Raw genomic sequence first — 20,173 nt, 5'->3', positions numbered from 1 at the left:
TTCGTGAGCCGGTTTCCCGAACCGCCGAAGCGAGGAGCGAGATTATTCAGGGTTACGGGGCGAAGGTCAACACTTTCCGTGAATTTTTTTTCTTGTCTGCACCGATACCCACCCGGTACCACCCGGCCACACCCGCGCGCTCCATTGAAATAGACGTCCAGACGTCCGTTTCAGCCATCCAGGCCATGGCGGCTCTGCGCCGCCGGATCGCCCACCGTGCCGGCCGCGGGCGTGCCGCCGCGCGGCGGTGGCGGCGGCGGCATCGAACTGCCGCCCGTATCGCGCACCCAGTCGGCGGGCGGGCCAGGCACACGCCCGGCCATGATGTCGTCGATCTGGTGCGCGTCGATGGTTTCGTACTGCAACAGCGCCTCGGCCATCGCATGCAGCTTGTCGAGATTGTTGGTCAGAAGCTGCGTGCTGCGCGCATAGGCGCGATCCAGGATGCCGCGCACCACCTCGTCGATCTTGCTGGCGGTCTCGTTGGAAATGCTCTTGTGCTGGGTCACCGAACGGCCCAGGAACACCTCGTCCTCGTCCTCGCCATAGGTAATTGGACCGAGTTCGTCGGAGAGTCCCCACTTGGTCGCCATGTTGCGCGCCATCTTGGTGGCCCGCTCGATGTCGTTGGAAGCACCGGTGGTGACCTTGTCGTTACCGAAGATCAGCTCCTCGGCCACGCGCCCGCCGTACAGCGAGCACAGCTGCGACTGGATCGCCACGCGGTTGATGCTGTACTTGTCGCCCTCGGGCAGATACATGGTGACGCCCAGCGCGCGGCCGCGCGGGATGATGGTGACCTTGTAGACCGGGTCGTGCTCGGGCACCAAGCGGCCGACGATGGCGTGGCCGGCCTCGTGATAGGCGGTGAGCTTCTTCTCGTCCTCGCTCATCGCCATCGAGCGGCGCTCGGTGCCCATCAGGATCTTGTCGCGCGCCTTGTCCAGGTGAGCCATGCGCACCTCGCGCGCGTTCTCGCGCGCGGCGAACAGCGCCGCCTCGTTGACCAGGTTGGCGAGATCGGCGCCAGAGAAGCCCGGCGTGCCGCGCGCGATGGTCATGGCATCGACGTCGCTGGCGATCGGCACCTTGCGCATGTGCACCTTGAGGATCTGCTCGCGACCGCGCACATCGGGCAGGCCCACCACCACCTGGCGGTCGAAGCGGCCGGGGCGCAGCAGCGCGGGGTCGAGCACGTCGGGGCGGTTGGTCGCCGCGATCACGATGATGCCTTCGCTGCCCTCGAAGCCGTCCATCTCGACCAGCAATTGATTGAGCGTCTGCTCGCGCTCGTCGTGGCCGCCGCCCAAGCCGGCGCCGCGATGGCGGCCCACCGCGTCGATTTCGTCGATGAAGATGATGCACGGTGCATGCTTCTTGGCCTGCTCGAACATGTCGCGCACGCGGCTGGCGCCCACGCCGACGAACATCTCGACGAAATCCGAGCCGGAGATCGAGAAGAACGGTACCTTGGCCTCGCCTGCGATGGCCTTGGCCAGCAGCGTCTTGCCGGTGCCGGGCGGGCCGACCATCAGTACGCCGCGCGGAATCTTGCCACCCAGCTTCTGGAACTTGCCCGGATCACGCAGGAATTCCACCAGCTCGCCCACTTCCTCCTTGGCCTCGTCGCAACCGGCCACGTCGGAGAAGTTGACCTTGATCTGATCCTCGCCCTGCAGCTTGGCGCGCGAACGGCCGAAGCTCATCGCGCCGCGCCCACCACCGCCGGACTGCATCTGGCGCATGAACCAGATGAAGACACCCACGATCAACAGCACCGGCAGCCAGCTGACCAGGAGACCCAGCAGCGAGAAGCCCTCGGCCGGATCCTGGCGCACTTCCACGCCTTTGTCCTGCATCTGCTTCACCACCTGGTTGGTGGAGAAGCCCAGCATCGGCGCCACGGTGCGATAGGAGCTGCCGTCCTTCAGCTTGCCGCTGATGGCCGGCGGCGTGTCGGCGCTGATGACGGCGCTGGAGACATTGCCGTTGGCCACGCTCTGCACGAAGCTCGAGTAGGCCAGGCTGGATGAGCCGCCGCCGTGCTGGTTGAAGCCCTGGAACACAGTGAACAGCACCACCGCGATGATGACCCAGAGCAATACGTTTTTGGCTGTTTCGTTCATGCAGGGGTTCCGCCCGTTTTCGCCGCGACCGCCTTGCGGCCCGTCGCCAGTGCATACACCTCACGCGAACGCGCGCGAGAGGCCTTGGGTTTACGCATCGTCACGCGGGTGAAGTCCGCGCGCAAGCCGCGCAGGTAGTCGTCGAAGCCGGCACCCTGAAACAGCTTGATCAGCAGCGCCCCCCCGGGTTTCAGCCACTGCCGGGAGAAATCCAGCGCCAGCTCGGCCAGATCCATGGCGCGGATCTGGTCGGCAAGCGCCACACCGCTCATATTGGGTGCCATATCGGACAACACAAGGTCGACCTTGAGCCCGGCCAGACGCGATTCCAGCTCACGCAGCACGCTTTCCTCGCGAAAATCACCTTCGAGAAAATCCACGCCGGCGATGCCCTGCATCGGCAGGATGTCCAGCGCGAACACCTTGCCGCTGTCGCCCAGCCGGCGTCGCACCAGTTGCGACCAACTGCCCGGCGCGGCCCCCAGATCCACCACGTTCATGCCGGGCTTGAGCAGATTGTCCCGTTCGATCAATTCCTCCAGCTTGTAGACCGCGCGCGAGCGCGCACCATCGGCCTGCGCCTTCTTCACGTAGACGTCGTTGAAATGCTCGCGCAGCCAGCCGGCGCTGCTTTTGCTGCGGCCCATGGGGAAACGTCACTGCAGGGAAACGGGGGTGCATGATACCCTTTGCCGTCCACTTCCCGCGAATCGACCCACCGCATGGCCCTCTCCTCCTCGCAGATCCGCTACCTGCGCAGCCTTTCCCACGGTTTGAGCCCCGTCGTCCTGCTCGGCAACAAGGGCGCCAGCGAGGCCGTGGTGAAGGAGCTCGGCCAGGCGCTGGCCATCCACGAGCTGGTGAAAGTGAAACTCTCCGGCGGCGACAAGGACGAGCGCCAGGCGCAACTGGACGCCTTGCTCACCGGCAGCGGCGCCGAAGCGGTGCAGCAGATCGGCCACGTGGCCGTGCTGTTCCGCCGCAACGCCGACGAGCCCAAGATCGCCCTGCCCCGCTAGGCACCGGCCGGATGGAACTCGCGCTCGACCGTCCCGAAGGTTACCTGTTCGTGCGTCGCGTCGGCACGCGCGGCATCACCCTGATCGACCGCGAACTCACCGACAGCTTCCTGCTGGCGCCCGACCGCGTAGTCGAGCACTGGCCGGTGCACGACGCGGCCACGCTCGACGCCAGCCACGTGGACACCCTGCTCGCCCTGCAGCCCGAAGTGGTGCTGCTGGGCACCGGCCACCGCCAGGTGTTTCCCGTTGCTGCCTTCATGGCCGGCTTCCTGCGTCAGGGCATCGGCGTGGAGGTGATGGACAACGCTGCCGCCGCGCGCACCTACAACCTCCTGGCCAGCGAAGAACGGCGGGTGGTGGTGGGGTTTGTGCTGCCGGCGGACTGACGGCGGCAAGCTTCAAGCGCCGCACCATGAGCGACCCGAAAAGCCTTGCCTGACGGCCAGGGAAGTGCCGTCCCGCCCCCGCTCTCGCCGAGCCGGACAAGCCCGGCCTGGCTCCGTCAAGCCGTCACGAACGTGATGGCCTGACGCGCGACCCATCCCTGGATCGCTATTTCGTCGGCAGGTAAGCCAGCGGATCGACCGGGTTGCCGTCCTTGCGGATCTGGAAGCCCAGCTCCACGCGCGAGGCACCGCTGGAGCCCATCTTCGCGATCTCCTGCCCTGCGGTGACGCGCTGGCCTTCCTTCACCAGACGCTGGCTGTTGTGGCCGTAGGCCGAGAGCAGGCTGTCGTTGTGCTTGATGATGACCAGCTCGCCGTAACCCACCAGGCCATTGCCGCTGTACACCACCACGCCGTCGGCCGCCGCGCGCACCGGGTCGCCCTCCTTGCCGGCGATCTCGATGCCGGGGACGGCGTCGCCCGGCGTGAAGTGTTTGAGGAGCTGGCCGTCGGCGGGCCAGCGCCAGGTCACCCCACCGGCGGCATGCGCGCTGCCGCCGGTGACGGCTGGCGCCGGCGGTGGGACAGCCGCCTTGGGCACGCCAGCCACGGGCACTTCGACCCCGGCACTCACGGCCGCCGCTGGCTTGGCGGCGCTGGCCACGGCCGTGGTGTGCGCCGCCGCGCTGGCAGCGGGCGCCGGCGCATGAGGCTGGGTGGCGGCCGTCGCGGGGGTGGACGGCGATGTGGACGGTGCCGGCGCCGGTGTCGCCGGCACATCCTCGAACATCGGTGATGCCGCTGCCGGCACCGCAGCCTGGATCGCCGGTGCCGGCGATTTGGTCGCGACCGCCACGCTGGTGGCGGCCACCGTCGGTGCCGCCGACTCGCCCGCAGTCGGCGACAGCTGCAGCCGCTGCCCCGGCCAGATCGTGTAAGGCGCGGCGATGCCGTTCCACTTCGCCAGGGCGCGATAGTCCACGCCCTTGCGGAAAGCGATGGCATACAGCGTGTCGCCCTTGGCCACGACGTAGCTGCCGCCGGGGGCGGTGGTGCGCGCGCTGGCGGCGCCCGCATGGCTGGCGGCGCCGCTGGGCGGCTCCACCACCACCGTGCTGCAGGCAGCAAGCGCCAGTGCGGCGACGCCCATCATGAGGGGGAACGAAAGACGATTCATGCCTGCCAGCATAGCGAGACACCCCTGCATTTTCATGCGCCGAACCGTCATCCGTGCCGCCATAGCCACCAGGCCAGCAGTCCCCCCAGCAGCGCCAGCACGGCCCAGCCGATCCACTCGATGTACTTGTGCAGCAGGCGTTCGGCGCGTTCGCCGAACAACCAGATCAGCAGCGCCAGCAGCCACACGCGCTTGCCGCGCCCCAGCGCCACGCAGCCCAGGAACGGCAGCACCGGCACGCCGACGATGCCCGAGGCCCAGGTGACAAACTTCATAGGCACCACCGGCTGCAGCGCGGCCAGTATCAGCACGCCATACAAGCCCCAGCGATGCTCGGCCATCTGCGTGCGCAGGCTCTGCACGCCCTGTTCGATCGGCGCGAGCAGATGCAGGCTATCCAGCGCGGGCTTCAGCGCCTCGAAGGCGTAGTGGCCCAGCAGGTAGCCCACCAGCGCGCCAAGGAGCGAAAAGGCGAGGCTCAGGTTGGCGTAGAAGAACGCGCGGTGCCGCTTGCCCAGCATCATCGGCGCCAGCATCACCTCCGGCATGATCGGAAAGATGAAGGCCTCGACGAAGCTGAGCAAGCACAGGTAGCGCACCGCATGGGGATGGCGCGCCCATGTCAGGGCGCGCGAATAAAGTTGGCCGAACAAACGCATCTAACGGGGTTTCCTTGGCTCGCGCATCAACCGATGCCGCCCAGTAGGGGTACGAAACTCACCGGGCCGAGCTCATCCTGCACGAACTCGCCCTGGCCGTCGCCGCGCAGGCGCAGCAGCACCTGGCGGCTGGGTGAGCCGACCGGCGCCACGAGCACGCCGGTAGGGCTGAGCTGGTCGAGGATGCTGGTGGGGATGGTGTCGCCTGCCGCGGTGAGGATGATGGCGTCGAACGGCGCCTCGTCGGCCCAGCCCAGTTTGCCGTCGTCGTAGCGCGAGCGGATGTTGGTCAGGCCGAGCTGGCGGAAGCGGCGACGCGCCTGGCGCAGCAGCTCCTCGATGCGCTCCACTGTGTAGAGCTGTTCCACCAGCGCCGCCAGCACCACCGCCTGATAACCCGAACCGGTGCCGATCTCGAGCACCCGTCCCAGCCGCACGCCGCGCGCGTCGGCATGCTCCAGCAGCGCCTCGGTCATCCGCGCCACCACCCAGGGCTGCGAGATGGTCTGGCCCTGGCCGATCGGCAGCGCGGTGTTCTCGTAGGCGCGCGCGTGCAGCGCCTGGTCGATGAAATGGTGGCGCGGGGTGTTGCGGATCACGTCGATCACCCGGGCATCGCGTATGCCCATTTCCTTGAGCTGCTCGGCGAGCCGGTCGCGCGCGCGCTGCGAGGTCATGCCTTCGCCCTTGAGCATGGATGGCGGCAGCGGATGGGTCATCTCAGGCCGCCTTGTCGCCGGCGACAGGCATGTCCTCGCCCAGCGCGACCATCCAGCTGCTGACCTTCTCCAGCGCCTGGAAGCGGGTGAGGTCGACATGGATCGGCGTCACCGAGATGTAGCCGCGACGCACCGCGTCGAAATCGGTGCCGGGGCCGGCATCCTCCACCGCGCCGGATGGGCCGATCCACCACACCGACCGGCCGCGCGGATCGGTGCGCTCGATGCACGGCGCGGAGCGGTGGCGGCGCCCCAGCCGGGTGACCTCGAAACCGCGGATCTCCGTCCACGGCCGATCCGGCACGTTGACGTTCAAGATGGTGTCGGCCGGCAGCGGATCGACCAGCAGGCGCTGCATCAGCCGCAACACGGCCTGCGCGGCGGTGTCGTAGTGCATGCCCACGTGATCGGCGCTGACCAGCGACACGGCAATCGACGGCAGGCCCAGGAAGCGCCCTTCCATCGCTGCCGACACCGTTCCCGAATAGATCACGTCGTCGCCGAGGTTGGCCGAATTGTTGATGCCCGACACCACGATGTCGGGCTCGTCGTCGAGCAGGCCGGAAAGCGCCAGATGCACGCAATCGGTGGGGGTACCGGCCACGCGGTAGCGGCCGTCCTCCAGGCGCGTGGCGCGGATCGGCACGTCCAGCGTCAACGAATTGCTGGCGCCGCTGCGGTCGCGGTCGGGCGCCACCACGATCACCTCGCCCACCGCGGCCAGATGTTCGGCCAGCACACGGATGCCTCGCGCATCCACGCCATCATCGTTGCTGACTAGAACTCGCATGTTGCTCCGTGCCTGACCCGCATTGCGCCCGCCGCCATCGACGAGCGCCTGAACCTCCCGAGTTTAGCCGAGCGGGCGCGGGGTTTCACGAGCGCCGGGCCTCGGCTGGTAGCATCCCGACATGCCACGACGTCCGCCAGTCACCATCAGCGACGATGACACCCGCTTGTTCCGCGAGGCGGTGGGCGAGGTGCGTCGCATCGAGGCCGAAGCCTCGCCCACGACCCCCAGGCCTGCGCCACGCCCGCGCATGTTCGAAGCCGATGAAGCCGCCGTGTCCGCCGAACTGCTGGTGATGGATTTCGACCCGGCCAGCCTGGAGGTGGGCGAGGAACTCGCCTACCTGCGCGAGGGCTATCCGCCCAAGCTGCTGCGCCAGCTCAAGCGCGGCCAGTTCAGCGTGGGCGAGGCGCTCGACCTGCACCAGATGAACGCGGCCGCCGCGCAGGCCGCCATCGCCGACTTTCTCGCCGAAGCGCACCGGCGCGACCTGCACTGCGTGCGTATCATCCACGGCAAAGGCCTGCGCTCGAAGGCCGCCGGCCCGGTGCTGAAAGGGCTCACCGACCGCCTGCTGCGGCGGCGCGACGACGTGGTGGCGTTTGCGTCGGCGCGCCCCGCACAAGGCGGCACCGGCGCGGTGGTCGTCCTCCTCAAGCGCTGAGGAGCACGCCAGGACCATGGGTGGCCCAACGGCCGACTGCCGGCCGGAGCCCTGCGCAAGCGCAGGGCGTATCCCCAAAGCGCAGGATGCGCTTTGGGGATACAACAAGCACGCCGCCCTGGCTCTGGGGCGACGCCATCAGGCGACCTGCGGTGCGGCCGCCACTTCCCGCACCACCACCGTGGCATAGGCCCCCGCCGGCAGCTCGAACGCCAGCTCCAGCGCATCGCTGGCCAGCCAGCGCCAGCGCAGATCCTTGGGCAGCAGGCGCAGCGGACGGCGCTCCTGCTCCATGCGCGCGGCGACCAAGCCCTGCGCAAGGTCGCTGTGTGCCGCCGCGACGTCACGCTCCAGCGCGCCCGCCTCGCCAGTGGCCGGCGATTCACCCTGTCCCCACAATGGGCCGGAAGGATGGATGTCGCCGCGCGCGAGACGCTCGGCCAGCACCTCGGTGTACGGCTCCGGCCCGAACCAGGAGCGCGAACCGGCCAGCGACCAGATTTCGCCCTCCAGCGGCGTGTCCCACGCGTCACGCTCGACGCGGGCGGCGAGCACGTCGTTGAAGATTTGCGAGCGCGCCGCCGAAAGCAGGAAGCCACGCTTGTCGCGATCCACCCGCTTGCCGGCGAACATCGCCCGCGCCTGCGCGAGGTTGCCGCCCTCGCGGCCGAAACGCTGCTCGCCGAAATAGTTGGGCACGCCGCGCGCGGCGATGGCGGCGAGCACCGCCTCGGCACGTTCGTGCTCGCCCTGCACCTCGCGCAGCACCAGCACGAAGCGGTTGCCGCGCAGCGCGCCGCGCTTGAGCTTGCGGCTGTGGCGCGTGGCGGCCAGCACCTTCACCTCCGCATGCGGAAAGGCCGACCAGTCGGGATCGGGCTTGCCGGCGAGCTGCACGGTGAAGGCCTGCCGCGTCACCGCGTGGCGATCCTTGAGTCCCGCAAAGCCCACGTTGAGCGGCGGTACGCCGGCGAACTTCGCCAGCTCGCGGGCCGTCCAATCGGTGTTGGCGCCACGCTTCTCCACCCACAGCAGGGCATGCTCGCCGCTGCCCTCGGCGTCGTAGCCCAGGATTTCCTCAACGAGGAAATCTTCATTGGCAAGGCGAAGGCGTCCGGTCAGCGGTGGTGTGGCGCCATGGGCAAAAGGCAGTTCGATGGACATGGCTCAGATTTTTTCCAGCAACACGCAAGCCTGCGCGGCAATGCCTTCGCCGCGACCGGTAAAGCCGAGTTTCTCGGTGGTGGTGGCCTTGACGCTCACCTGATCCAACGCGCAGCCGAGATCCGCGGCAAGGCACTCGCGCATCGCCTGCGCATGCGGGCCGATCCTGGGCGCCTCGCCGACCACCGTGATGTCGGCGTTGCCCAGCCGGTAGCCCTGTTGTGTCATCAACTGCGCGGCGTGGCGCAGGAACTGGCGGCTGTCGGCGTCGCGCCAGCGCGCGTCGGTGGGCGGAAAGTGCCGGCCGATGTCGCCCAGCGCGAGCGCGCCGAAGATCGCGTCGCACAGCGCGTGGATCGCCACGTCGCCATCGGAATGCGCGATGAGGCCGTGCGTGTGGGCGATGCGCACGCCGCCCAGCACCACATGATCGCCGGGGCCAAAGGCATGCACATCAAAACCGTTGCCGATGCGGAAAGTCATGCGGTTCTCGGTAGCAGGAATTCGGCCAGCGCGAGATCGGCGGTCGTGGTCACCTTGAGATTGTCCTCCATGCCTTCGACCAGCAGCGGCTGGCGGCCGGCCAGTTCCATCGCCATCGCCTCGTCGCTGACCGCGCGGCCCGCGTCAGCCACGGCACGCAGTGCGGCCACCAGTTCGCCGCGACGGAACATTTGCGGCGTGAAGGCACGCCAACGCTGGTCGCGTGGCTCGGTGACGAGGCAACGGTCGCCGTCGCCCGCGCGCTTGAGCGTGTCACGCAACGGCGCGCCCAGCAGGCCGCCGTCAGTCGCCGAAGCCCGCTCGATCAGGCGCGTGATGTCGGCCGCGCGTACGCAGGGGCGCGCAGCGTCGTGCACCAGCACGAAATCGGACTCACCTACCGCAGGTGGCAGGGCGCGCAAACCTGCCAGCACGGAATCGCTGCGCTCGGCGCCGCCGACCGTGGTGAGCACCGGTTTGCCGTGCATATTGGCGATGCCGGGCCAGTGCGCATCGCCCTCGCCCAGCACCACCACCAGCCCGGCGATCTGCGGATGCGCGGCCAGCCGTTCCAACGTGTGCTCGATCAGCGGCTTGCCGGCCAGCAGCAGGTATTGCTTGGGACAGTCCGCTCCCATGCGCGATCCGCGACCGGCAGCGGGCACCACGCACCACAGGCTTGCGCTCATGGCGGCACACCGCCGGGATGCGCCGGCGGCGGCAAGGGCAACGTACTGCTCGCACCGGCCGGCTGGTTGTCGACCTGGTAAAAGGTTTCGCCGGGTTTGATGAGGCCAAGCCCGGTACGCGCACGCGCCTCGACCGCCTGGTCACCGTGCTTGAGGTCGGCCACATCGGCCGCCAGCGCCTGATTGCGCTGCTGCAGCCTGGCGTTCTCCCCGGCCTGTTTCTTGATCGACACGCGCAAGGCTTCCACCTCGTGCACGCCACCGTGCGCGGACCACAACCGGGATTGCAGTCCGAGCAGCAGCAGGATCAGAACCAGGGCAATCCAGCGCAACATAGGGCAACGTGCGGCCGATCAGCCCGGCAGATGGTCGAGGCTGACGAAGGCCGCGCGGCCCGCGTAGCGCGCGGCCGAACCCAGTGCCTCCTCGATGCGCAGCAGCTGGTTGTACTTCGCCACGCGGTCGCTGCGGCACAGCGAGCCGGTCTTGATCTGGGTGGCGGTGGTGGCCACCGCGATGTCGGCGATGGTGGTGTCCTCGGTTTCGCCGGAGCGGTGCGAGATCACCGCCGCGTACTTCGCCGCGTCGGCCATGGCGATCGCTTCCAGCGTCTCGGACAGCGTGCCGATCTGGTTCACCTTGATCAGGATCGCGTTGGCGATCTTCTTCTCGATGCCTTCGCGGAAGATCACCGGGTTGGTCACGAACAGGTCGTCGCCGACCACCTGCACGCGGTCACCGATCGTGTCGGTGAGCAGCTTCCAGCCGTCCCAGTCGCCCTCGGCCATGCCGTCCTCGATGGTGACGATGGGGTACTGCTTCGCCCAGCCGGCCAGCAGGTCGACGAACTGCGCCGAGCTGTACTGCTTGCCTTCGCCGGCGAGGTCGTATTTGCCGTCGTGATAGAACTCCGAGCTGGCCGCGTCGAGACCGAGCAGGATCTCGCTGCCGACCTTGTAGCCGGTCTTGTGCACGGCTTCGAGGATGGTGTCGATCGCCTCGACGTTGGAGCGCAGGTTCGGCGCGAAGCCGCCCTCGTCGCCCACCGCGGTGGCGAGGCCGCGGCCATGCAGCACGCTCTTCAGCGCATGGAAGATTTCCGCGCCGGCACGCAGCGCCTCGGCGAAGCTCGGCACGCCGACCGGCAGCACCATGAACTCCTGCACGTCGACGTTGTTGTCGGCATGCGCGCCGCCGTTGATGATGTTCATCATCGGCACCGGCAGCGCGCCGGGCTTGCCGGTGGTGCCGTTGATCTCTGCCAGGTACTGCCACAGCGCCTGCTTGCGCTGGGCGGCCACCGCATGGGCAGCCGCCATCGACACGCCGAGCAGCGCATTGGCGCCCAGCTTGCCCTTGTTCGGCGTGCCGTCGAGGTTGATCAGTGTGGCGTCCAGGCCGCCCTGGTTGGCTGCATCGAAACCCTTCAGCGCGCTGGCGATGGCGCCGTTGACGTTGGCCACCGCCTTCTTCACGCCCTTGCCGCCGTAGCGCGACTTGTCGCCGTCGCGCAGCTCGACCGACTCGCGCGACCCGGTGGACGCGCCGCTGGGCACCGCAGCGCGGCCGAAGCCGCCGCCGGCCAGGGTAACTTCGGCTTCCAGCGTGGGGTTGCCGCGCGAGTCGAGGATTTCACGGGCGTGGATGCGGGTGATGTCGGTGCTCATGTGATTTCCGTTTAACTTCTGAAAAAGACCAAAGATCCAAAGGCTACCGTTAGCTCAAAGGACAAATATTCCAACGCGAATCCCAATCGCCGGCAAAGCCGGCTCGACAAGCTGGGGCGATTGCAAAGCTCGCTGGCGAATCACCATTAACCACGATCGGTTACAAGCAGCTTGTAGTCCGGCAGGTTGGTCTGACCTTGCGTCACTTCGGCATAGGCATCCTCCAGCTCATCAGCCAGTGCCTCATAGTCGACCAAGAGCAACTCTTCCGCCGGGCTAATGGACTCGTCCGGCAAACTTGTCAGCCGATTGATTTCCCTATCCACCGCCTGAATGACCAACACCAAGGATCGCGCTCCGATCTGCGGCATGACCACACCCTCCTCGTGATTCGATAGCAGTCAACGACCAAATCTAGCGTCTTACTTTTTGCCAGTTCAATCTACTTAACGCACCTTGACCGGCTTCCCCAAGGCGACTGAACGGGCTATGGCCGCACGCGCGAGATTATCGAGCGCCCCGAAATAGGCATCCAGCGTCATCCTTGTTTTTGGACGCACGGTGTAATGCCGCCCCTTCACTGTCTTGCTTCTGTTCCATTTCTGATTCTTGTCAGGCTTGAAAAAGAGAACGTCATCGCAGTATTCGGTGCCCTTGGGCACATTAAAATAGCTCCACTCGGCATAGCCGAACCAACCGGGAACGTCATGCATGGATGTTCCACCGTCAGCAAGCACGTACCAAGGGCCATCCTCGCCAGTTCGCTCACGCGTCAGATCAGCCCCCCTCAACAAACTGCCTGCCGTCCGAACCCATCTGAACTGCACCTTGAATCCGCGCGTGCAACAGTCCATCGCTACTAGCCCCATTTTTCCCGGCATCCAGATCATCAAGACGGCTGCAATCAGGCGAACTACGGTGAATAGCCCGAAAAAGCTCCCACTCTGTTTTGGCCATCGTCCATCCTCCACGTTGACAGATCGGTTCGGCAGCACTCGTTGCACTACAGGCTATTTTCGAGGAAGCGGTGCCGCTTGGTCACGGCATCCAGTTCCATCAGGGTTTCCAGCAGCGCCTCCATCTTGCCCAGCGGCCATGCGTTCGGGCCATCCGACAGCGCCCTGCTCGGGTCCGGATGCGTTTCCGCGAACAGGCCGGCCACACCCACCGCGACCGCCGCACGTGCCAGCACCGGCACGAATTCGCGCTGGCCGCCGGAGCTGGCGCCCTGCCCGCCCGGCAACTGCACCGAGTGGGTGGCGTCGAACACCACCGGGCAGCCGGTCTCGCGCATCACGCTGAGCGAGCGCATGTCCGAGACGAGGTTGTTGTAGCCGAAGCTGGCGCCGCGCTCGCACACCATGATGGCGTCGTTGCCGACGGCCCTGGCCTTGGCCACCACGTGCTGCATGTCCCACGGCGCCAGGAACTGGCCCTTCTTGATGTTCACCGGCTTGCCGGCGCGCGCCACCTTCTGGATGAAGTCGGTCTGCCGGCACAGGAAGGCCGGCGTCTGCAGCACGTCGACCACCGCGGCGACCTCGTCCATCGGCGTGTATTCGTGCACGTCGGTGAGCACCGGCACGCCGATCTGCCGCTTCACTTCGCCGAGGATGCGCAGGCCTTCTTCCAGCCCCGGCCCGCGGAAGCTCTCGCCGGAGGAACGGTTCGCCTTGTCGAAGCTGGACTTGAAGATGAAGTTCACGCCGAGCCGCGCGGTGATCTCCTTCAGCGTGCCGGCGGTGTCCAGCTGCAGCTGCTCGGACTCGACCACGCAGGGGCCGGCGATCAGGAACAGCGGCCGATCCAGCCCAACCTCGAAGCCGCACAGCTTCATGCGACCTTCTCCTGCGCCAGCTTTTCGCCGCTGCGCACGGCCTTGAACTCGCGCGCAGCGCGCACGAAACCGATGAACAGCGGATGGCCGTCGCGCGGGGTGGAGGTGAACTCCGGATGCGCCTGGCAGCCGAGGAACCACGGATGTTGCTGCGGCGGCAACTCGACGATCTCCACCAGCAGGTCGTCCATCGACTTGCCGGAGATCACCAGGCCCAGATCCTCGAAACTCTGGCGGTAGCGGTTGTTGAATTCGTAGCGGTGGCGGTGGCGCTCGCGCATCACGTCCTGGCCGTACAGCTCGCGCGCCAGGCTGCCGGCCTTCAGGCGGCACTCCTGCGAGCCCAGGCGCATGGTGCCGCCCAGATCCGAACGCTCGCTGCGCTGCTCCACCTCGCCCGTGGCGGTGGTCCACTCGGTGATGAGGCCGATCACCGGATTGGCCGTGTTGCGCTCGTTCTCGCTGGAGTCGGCGTCGGCCAGTCCGGCCACGTGACGGGCGAAATCCACCACTGCCGCGTGCATGCCGTAGCAGATGCCGAAGTACGGCACGCGATGCTCGCGGGCGTACTGCGCCGCCAGCACCTTGCCCTCGAAACCGCGCTTGCCGAAGCCGCCGGGAACCAGGATGGCGTCGGCGTGGCCGAGCACCTTGGCGGCGCCGTCGTTCTCGACCTGCTCGGAGTCGACCCAGTGCAGGTTCACCCGCGTCTGCTGCTTGATGCCGCCGTGGCGCAGCGCCTCGGCCAGCGACTTGTAGGCGTCCTTGTGCTCCACGTACTTGCCGACGATGGCCACGGTGACCTCGTCCTTCGGGTGCACCACGGCATCCACCGTGCGCTCCCAGGCGGAGAGGTCGGCCGGCCTGGCGTCCAGCCCCAGCCGCTTCACCACGATCTCGTCCAGCCCCTGCTCGTGCAGCCACAGCGGCATCTTGTAGATCACGTCCACGTCCACCGCGCTGATGACGGCTTCCTCGGCCACGTTGGTGAACAGCGCGATCTTGCGCCGCTCGCCCTCGGGCAGCGGCTGCTCGCTGCGGCACAGCAGCACGTCGGGCTGGATGCCGATGGAGCGCAGTTCCTTCACCGAGTGCTGGGTGGGCTTGGTCTTGATCTCGCCGGCGGCCTTGATGTAGGGCACCAGGGTGAGATGCATGAACAGGCACTTGCCGGCACCGTGCTCGATGCGCAGCTGGCGGATCGCTTCCAGGAACGGCAGCGACTCGATGTCGCCCACCGTGCCGCCGATCTCCACCAGCGCCACGTCGAAACCGCGGGTGGCCTCGTGGATGCAGTGCTTGATCTCGTCGGTGATGTGCGGGATCACCTGCACGGTGGCGCCCAGGTAGTCGCCGCGGCGCTCCTTGCGGATCACCGATTCGTAGATCTTGCCGGTGGTGATGGAATTCTTGCCGGTGAGCCGGGTATGGACGAAACGTTCGTAGTGGCCGAGGTCGAGGTCGGTCTCCGCGCCGTCGTCGGTCACGTAGACCTCGCCGTGCTGGAAGGGGCTCATGGTGCCCGGATCCACATTGATGTAGGGATCGAGCTTCATCATGGTGACCGAGAGGCCACGCGCTTCCAGGATGGAGGCCAGCGACGCCGCGGCGATGCCCTTGCCCAAGGAGGACACCACGCCGCCGGTGACGAAAATCAGGGGAGTCATGGGAAACAGCCGTGCTGGAAAGGCACATTCTAGCGGCAGACGGGCGCCACCGCGAGATGCGGCGGCAGTGCGGATCCATGTGGCCGGGGAGGCGGCCCCCCGGCTCCCCGCACGGGAGGGTTCCAGTCCGACGCACTTCGCGAGGAGTCGGCGGCCGGCAACAACCCGGCCGCTTGACCCGCATCAACACCAGACCGGCGCTGTACCCTAGGCTTGCCGCTGCTGCCTTCTCGCACCCTGGCCCTCGAGGAGAACCGGGCATTGAGCGCCACCTCGCCGCCGCAAGATTCGCGCAACCTGCTGATCGTGGACGACGATCCGGACGTGCGCGATTTGTTGCGCCGTTATTTTTCCCAGCAGGGCTATTCGGTTGCAACGGCCGACAATGGCCAGACGCTGCGCGCCGAACTGGCGCGGCACACGGTTGACCTGCTTTTACTGGACGTGGGCCTCCCCGGCGAGGACGGCTTCGAGTTGACACGGCAATTGCGCCAGCGATGGCACGGCGCGCTCATCCTGATTACCGGCCGCGGTGAATCGGTGGATCGGGTGGTGGGGTTGGAACTCGGCGCCGACGATTACGTCACCAAACCCTTCGACCTGCGCGAATTGCTCGCCCGGGTACGCAGCGCCCTGCGCCGCAGCCAGCCCACCATGGCGGCCGAAGCGTCGGAAGCCGTCATCCACCACTTCGCCGGCTTCCGCCTGGATACCCGGCTGCGCTCGCTGTGTACCGAAGATGGCACCTCCATGGCGCTATCCACCGGCGAATACGAGCTGCTGCGCGTTTTCCTTGAACACCCGAACCAGGTGCTGTCGCGCGACGCGCTGATGCAGCAGACCCGCAAGCGCGACGCTGCGCCTTTTGACCGCGCCATCGACGTCCAGGTGGGGCGCTTGCGCCGCAAGATCGAAACCGACCCGGCCCACCCCGTCCTCATCAAGTCGTTGCGTGGCGCCGGCTACATTTTCGTTGCGGTGGTAACGAGCCTGCGCGACGCATGAACGCCGGCACCATCCCCCACGCCACTATCGAAAGCCTGCGTGGCTGGCTTGCCCTCACCCCGGATGCCACGCTGGCCGTGGATGCCGCGGGCATCGTCGTGCTTGCCAACGGCCAGGCTGAGCACATGTTCGGCTACGCCGACGGCGCCCTGTGCGGCAAGGAGCTGGAGGTGCTGGTTCCCTCGCATCTGCGCGAGGCGCATCGTGCACACCGGCAGGAATTCATGCGCACACCGCTGTCGCGCGTGGTGATTTCCGAGCGCGAGCTCAGTGGACAGCGCCAGAGTGGCGAGCGGTTCCCCATCGGCGTAAGCCTTGCCCCCGTCGCAACCGAACAAGGCACGGTCGTGGTGGTTTCCGTGCGCGACATTTCGCAGACCTGGCGTGCGCGCCGCGTACAGGAGCACGCGCGGCGCGACACCATCGTCATGCAGATCGGCCGCCTGGCGGTGGAATCGCCCGACTACGAGAAAGCCATCCAGCGCATCCCCGAGCTGGTGGCCGATGCCCTGGAAGTCGGGGCGGTAGCGGTTTTTTCCACCGACTGGCGGCACAAATACCCCTACATCCGTGCGTCGACGGGCTTGTCCGAGTCTGCCGCAAAAAGCCTGACCGCGGCCTTTGGCGATACCCGGTTCATCCGCAATACCTTCGTGGCCGGCGGCCCGGATGCCATGACCATGGCTAACCCGCACCATGCGCACCTGGCGCCGGTTTACGCCAGCATCGAGGCCGCCGGATTCCGCGACGCCGCGATCGTTCCCCTGGTCGGACGCGATGAATCGCTGGGCGCCATTGCCGCCTTGACGACGGAAAGCACGCCGTTCGACCACGGCAAAATCGACTTCTTGCGCTCAGTGGCGAACCTGCTCGCCGCCGCCGGCCAGCGCAATCGCACCGAAGAGCATCTGGCGCATGTCCTGCGGCTGGAAGCCATCGGCCAGCTCACCGGCGGCGTCGCCCACGATTTCAACAACCTGCTCACCGTGATCTCCGGCAACCTGCAGTTGCTGGAAGCCGAGCTGCCGACCGATTCCGCCGCCCAGGAGATCATCGAAAGCGCCAGCCGCGCCGTCAGCCGCGGCGCCAGCCTCACGCATCGCCTGCTGGCATTCGCCAGGCGCCAACCGCTGCAACCGCGTGCCGTGGTGCCCCAGCCCTTGCTGGAGGAACTGGGGCGCATGCTGCGGCGAACCCTGGGCGAGGCCATCGCCATCGAGATCGATTGCGCCGCCGGCGTGCCGGACATCTACGCCGACCCCAACGAACTGGACACCGCGCTGGTCAACCTGGCGCTGAACGCGCGCGACGCCATGCCACGCGGCGGAAGGCTCACCATTGCCGCGCGCGAGGTGGTCGTCGCCAGCACGGAAAACGACTGGAAACTTCCGCCCGCACGCTATGTCGCCTTTGCCATCAGCGACACCGGCACCGGCATTGCGCCAGAGATTCGAGCACACGTACTGGAACCTTTCTTCACCACCAAGGCAGTCGGCAAGGGCAGCGGGTTGGGGCTGAGCATGGTGTACGGTTTCGCCTCGCAATCGGGCGGTGCCTTCACCATCGATAGCCGTCTGGGCTACGGCACCCGGGTGGAACTGCTGCTGCCCGTGGCCACGGCGACCCGTTCCAACGAACCTGTGCCTGTCACGCGCACGACTCGCCATGCGCCACGCGGCACCATCCTCGTGGTGGAAGACGAGGCCGACGTGCGCCAGGTCGCCGTGCGATTCCTGCGCGCCCTGGGACACTCCGTGCTCGACGCCCCTGACGCAAAGGCCGCGCTGCAGCTACTGACCGATCATCCGGACATCAGCCTGCTGTTTTCCGACGTGGTGCTCGGCAGCGGCATGAACGGCATTGAGCTGGCGCAAGCCGCGCAGCGCCTGCGACCCGGGTTGCCCGTACTGCTTGCGTCCGGCTACGAAGGCGGCGGCATGCCACACGAACCGGCCCAGTCCAGCGCGCCCTACGAACTGCTGCGCAAACCCTACCAGCGGGAGCAACTGACCGAGGCAGTGCAGCGCATCCTGCGGTCGGACTGAATCTCGCCCGATGGCGAAACGCGGTCAGCCGCTCGCCGCGTCGATGAAGCCGCGCAAGCCGTCCGCATCGAGCAACGCCACCTCGCGATGCGAAACCTCAATGAGCTGCAGGCGTTCCAGGTGGGAAAGCGCCCGGCTCACGGTTTCGTGCTTGAGCGCAAGAAAGCTCGCGATATCCATGCGCGTCATGCGTAACACGAACCGCTGATCGCCAAGGCCAAGCCGCGCCAGCCGGGCGGAAACATCGAGCAGGAACGCCGCCACGCGCGGCTCGGCCGGCAAGGTGCCGATGGTCAACATCCAGCCGCGACTGCGCCGGATCTCCTCGGCCATCGCCGTCGCCAATTGCGCCTGCAGCGCCGGCACGTGGCGGCAGGCATCGAGCACCGGCGGGTATGGCAACTCCCAGACTTCCGTGTCTTCCAGCGCGACGGCATCGCCGACATGGTGCGCCAGGCCGATGGATTCCACGCCGAGCAAATCGCCGCGCATGCGGAAGCCCGTCACCTGCTCACGCCCGCCCTCGGCAAGATTGCTGGTCTTGAGGAAACCGGCCTGCACCAGGTACAGGCCATGAAACGGTTGCCCGCCGCGATACAGATATTGGCGCGCGCGCAACCGCCGTCGACCGATCTGCATGTGATGACGAAGCAGCTCGACTTCCAGCTCGGGCACCATCACTGGCGACTCGGCTTCGACCGGCAAGAGGCAGACGACGCTCATGGTTTTTCCTGACGAACCCAACTGCCAGCAACGATAGGCCGCCGCACCGTCGGCATGGTGTCAGTTGCGCAACACCGTGTAACAACGTGTAACAAAACCGATGTCGCGCCACGCTTGTTGATGGGGATCAAAACGCATGCAGCGGGTACGGGAATAGTCGCCGTGCCGACCGCAAGCGACCCATGAACGAGCACTGCCGCCCTTCCCCCTTCACCGATCTCGCTGCCGTCGAGGCATGGGATGCCTGGTTTCGCTGGCGCGAGCAGGCCACCCTGCACGACGCGGCGATCGAGGACACTTGGCTGCGCGTGGCACGCGCGCTTGCCGCCACCGAGCCGGCGCAACTCGCAGCGCACTGGCAAAACCGGTACTTCGAGGCGATGGCCGGCTGGCGCCTGCTGCCCGATGCCCGCTTGCTTGCCGGCGCCGGCACCGGGCAGTGCCCATGGCGCGGCCATGGCCTGCGCGCCACGCTGAATATCGCCGCTTTCGTGTCGCCAGGCAGCGCATGCATCGATACCGAGGCGGTGACTGCCTGTGCGGTCGTCGCCATGCGCATGCTCGACGATGCCGCCATGCTGGCGCAAACCGCACCCTCGCGACGGGTGCGCATCGGCGTGATGGGACTGGCAGATGCCCTGGCCTTGCTGGCGCTCGGCTACGACAGCGACGATGGCCGCGCGCAGGCCGTGGCGATCCTGCACGCCATCGCCAAGGGTTGCTTTCGCGCCAACGTCGAACTGGCGGCTGAGCGCGGCGCCCGCGCTGGCGCAAGTCGCAAGGCCATGGCGCGCGCCCGATGGCGTGAGACGCCGGCCGAACTGCTGCTCGATGCCTCGCGCCATGGCCTGCGCTATACCCACACCACCGCCATCACCTCCCAGCCGCGGCTGGCCCTGCTCGCCAACGATGTTGCCGATGCCGTGGACCCGTTGCGCGGCGAGCACGTGCATGCCATCGATGCCGTCGGCAGCTTGCGCATGCTGCGTTCGTCCGGCTACGCCATCGGCCTGCTTCAGCAGCGCCATGGCGAGGCGCCAGATACCGTGGATTCACTGCCGCCAGCGGCACAGGTGCGCATGCGCCAGGCGCTCTCGCCATGGCTGGACGAAACCATTGGCTACCCGCTGCTGTTGTCGCAACACGCCAACGACGCCCAGTGCGCCGAAGCGCACCGCCTGGCGCTGGCACAGGGGTTGGGCGCGCCGAGCTGGCGCACGGCAACGAATCTGCAGCAAGTCGAACCGTGCGCCGCGGGCCATTGATGCACATCGAAGGCCTGCGGCATCCAGCCACACGAAGGCGCAGGCAAGTGTTGACCATGGTCAACAAGACGCTGGCGCAGGCGCC

At 67.2% G+C, this 20,173-nt stretch carries 22 protein-coding genes; 6 read left to right on the top strand and 16 right to left on the bottom strand.

Going from position 1 to position 20,173, the window contains the following annotated elements; translation table 11 throughout:
- Positions 1-170 precede the first annotated feature (170 nt).
- Together ftsH and rlmE are read right to left on the bottom strand one after the other, a co-directional pair.
- Positions 171-2,126, bottom strand: coding sequence for an ATP-dependent zinc metalloprotease FtsH (gene ftsH / locus AC3WQA_RS17375; protein ID WP_492676279.1), 1,956 nt, complete (start codon positions 2,124-2,126; stop codon positions 171-173).
- A complete protein-coding gene (gene rlmE / locus AC3WQA_RS17370) occupies positions 2,123-2,773 on the bottom strand; it encodes a 23S rRNA (uridine(2552)-2'-O)-methyltransferase RlmE (protein WP_492676278.1) in 651 nt (216 codons plus the stop codon). Before rlmE ends, ftsH begins: the two co-directional genes overlap by 4 nt.
- Positions 2,774-2,848: 75 nt before the next feature.
- On the opposite strand from rlmE, the gene yhbY reads away from it, so the two are divergent.
- Positions 2,849-3,145 (top strand): ribosome assembly RNA-binding protein YhbY, encoded by a 297-nt coding sequence (gene yhbY, locus AC3WQA_RS17365; RefSeq protein WP_492676277.1) that lies wholly within the window; start codon positions 2,849-2,851, stop codon positions 3,143-3,145.
- An 11-nt stretch (positions 3,146-3,156) separates the two neighbouring features.
- Positions 3,157-3,534: an Mth938-like domain-containing protein gene (locus tag AC3WQA_RS17360; protein WP_492676276.1), complete on the top strand. Its 378-nt coding sequence runs from the start codon at positions 3,157-3,159 to the stop codon at positions 3,532-3,534.
- A gap of 166 nt (positions 3,535-3,700) precedes the next feature.
- Here AC3WQA_RS17360 and AC3WQA_RS17355 read toward each other — a convergent pair whose 3' ends face one another.
- From AC3WQA_RS17355 to surE, 4 genes are read right to left on the bottom strand one after another with little or no spacing between them, the layout of a single operon-like run.
- A complete protein-coding gene (locus AC3WQA_RS17355) occupies positions 3,701-4,711 on the bottom strand; it encodes a peptidoglycan DD-metalloendopeptidase family protein (RefSeq protein ID WP_492676275.1) in 1,011 nt (336 codons plus the stop codon).
- Between the two features lie 47 nt (positions 4,712-4,758).
- Complete coding sequence (locus tag AC3WQA_RS17350; protein WP_492676274.1) at positions 4,759-5,370, bottom strand: YqaA family protein; 612 nt, start codon at positions 5,368-5,370, stop codon at positions 4,759-4,761.
- Between the two features lie 26 nt (positions 5,371-5,396).
- Positions 5,397-6,089 (bottom strand): protein-L-isoaspartate(D-aspartate) O-methyltransferase, encoded by a 693-nt coding sequence (locus AC3WQA_RS17345; protein WP_492676273.1) that lies wholly within the window; start codon positions 6,087-6,089, stop codon positions 5,397-5,399.
- Between the two features lies 1 nt (position 6,090).
- A complete protein-coding gene (gene surE / locus AC3WQA_RS17340) occupies positions 6,091-6,879 on the bottom strand; it encodes a 5'/3'-nucleotidase SurE (protein ID WP_492676272.1) in 789 nt (262 codons plus the stop codon).
- A gap of 121 nt (positions 6,880-7,000) precedes the next feature.
- On the opposite strand from surE, the gene AC3WQA_RS17335 reads away from it, so the two are divergent.
- The gene (locus tag AC3WQA_RS17335; protein WP_492676271.1) at positions 7,001-7,543 is read left to right on the top strand and encodes a Smr/MutS family protein; all 543 of its coding nucleotides are present in this window, start codon (positions 7,001-7,003) and stop codon (positions 7,541-7,543) included.
- Between the two features lie 138 nt (positions 7,544-7,681).
- Here the strand turns inward: AC3WQA_RS17335 and truD are convergent, their stop codons facing one another.
- The 9 genes from truD to pyrG all read right to left on the bottom strand — a co-directional run bounded on the left by truD (position 7,682) and on the right by pyrG (position 15,050).
- On the bottom strand, positions 7,682-8,707 hold the full coding sequence (truD, locus tag AC3WQA_RS17330) for a tRNA pseudouridine(13) synthase TruD (protein ID WP_492676270.1): 1,026 nt from the start codon (positions 8,705-8,707) through the stop codon (positions 7,682-7,684).
- A gap of 3 nt (positions 8,708-8,710) precedes the next feature.
- Positions 8,711-9,190, bottom strand: a complete 480-nt coding sequence (ispF, locus tag AC3WQA_RS17325; RefSeq protein ID WP_492676269.1) for a 2-C-methyl-D-erythritol 2,4-cyclodiphosphate synthase — start codon at positions 9,188-9,190, stop codon at positions 8,711-8,713.
- Positions 9,187-9,879: a 2-C-methyl-D-erythritol 4-phosphate cytidylyltransferase gene (ispD, locus tag AC3WQA_RS17320; protein WP_492676268.1), complete on the bottom strand. Its 693-nt coding sequence runs from the start codon at positions 9,877-9,879 to the stop codon at positions 9,187-9,189. Before ispD ends, ispF begins: the two co-directional genes overlap by 4 nt.
- Positions 9,876-10,214: a cell division protein FtsB gene (ftsB, locus tag AC3WQA_RS17315; protein ID WP_492676267.1), complete on the bottom strand. Its 339-nt coding sequence runs from the start codon at positions 10,212-10,214 to the stop codon at positions 9,876-9,878. Before ftsB ends, ispD begins: the two co-directional genes overlap by 4 nt.
- A gap of 18 nt (positions 10,215-10,232) precedes the next feature.
- Positions 10,233-11,546, bottom strand: a complete 1,314-nt coding sequence (eno, locus tag AC3WQA_RS17310) for a phosphopyruvate hydratase (protein ID WP_492676266.1) — start codon at positions 11,544-11,546, stop codon at positions 10,233-10,235.
- A 146-nt stretch (positions 11,547-11,692) separates the two neighbouring features.
- Entirely contained in the window at positions 11,693-11,917 is a 225-nt protein-coding gene (locus AC3WQA_RS17305) for a hypothetical protein (protein WP_492676265.1), read from the bottom strand.
- Between the two features lie 75 nt (positions 11,918-11,992).
- Positions 11,993-12,400 (bottom strand): Tse2 family ADP-ribosyltransferase toxin, encoded by a 408-nt coding sequence (locus AC3WQA_RS17300; RefSeq protein WP_492676389.1) that lies wholly within the window; start codon positions 12,398-12,400, stop codon positions 11,993-11,995.
- 149 nt (positions 12,401-12,549) lie between these two features.
- Positions 12,550-13,383, bottom strand: coding sequence for a 3-deoxy-8-phosphooctulonate synthase (gene kdsA / locus AC3WQA_RS17295; protein ID WP_492676264.1), 834 nt, complete (start codon positions 13,381-13,383; stop codon positions 12,550-12,552).
- On the bottom strand, positions 13,380-15,050 hold the full coding sequence (gene pyrG, locus AC3WQA_RS17290; RefSeq protein WP_492676263.1) for a CTP synthase: 1,671 nt from the start codon (positions 15,048-15,050) through the stop codon (positions 13,380-13,382). Before pyrG ends, kdsA begins: the two co-directional genes overlap by 4 nt.
- A gap of 213 nt (positions 15,051-15,263) precedes the next feature.
- Here pyrG and AC3WQA_RS17285 point away from each other — a divergent pair, with 213 nt between their 5' ends.
- Both AC3WQA_RS17285 and AC3WQA_RS17280 read left to right on the top strand, forming a co-directional pair.
- Positions 15,264-16,055 (top strand): response regulator, encoded by a 792-nt coding sequence (locus AC3WQA_RS17285; RefSeq protein WP_492676262.1) that lies wholly within the window; start codon positions 15,264-15,266, stop codon positions 16,053-16,055.
- Positions 16,052-18,100, top strand: coding sequence for an ATP-binding protein (locus tag AC3WQA_RS17280; protein WP_492676261.1), 2,049 nt, complete (start codon positions 16,052-16,054; stop codon positions 18,098-18,100). The genes AC3WQA_RS17285 and AC3WQA_RS17280 overlap by 4 nt, the downstream gene beginning before the upstream one ends.
- Positions 18,101-18,124: 24 nt before the next feature.
- On the opposite strand, the gene AC3WQA_RS17275 is transcribed toward AC3WQA_RS17280, so the two are convergent.
- Entirely contained in the window at positions 18,125-18,823 is a 699-nt protein-coding gene (locus AC3WQA_RS17275) for a Crp/Fnr family transcriptional regulator (RefSeq protein ID WP_492676260.1), read from the bottom strand.
- 182 nt (positions 18,824-19,005) lie between these two features.
- Between AC3WQA_RS17275 and AC3WQA_RS17270 the strand changes: the two genes are divergently transcribed.
- Positions 19,006-20,088: a ribonucleotide reductase barrel domain-containing protein gene (locus AC3WQA_RS17270; RefSeq protein ID WP_492676259.1), complete on the top strand. Its 1,083-nt coding sequence runs from the start codon at positions 19,006-19,008 to the stop codon at positions 20,086-20,088.
- The last annotated feature ends 85 nt before the right edge of the window (positions 20,089-20,173 follow it).

Source organism: Rhodanobacter sp. FW106-PBR-R2A-2-24 (assembly GCF_058789615.1).
The sequence above is the reverse complement of the archived record's forward strand: the minus strand, read 5'-3'. Positions and strand labels throughout refer to the sequence as shown.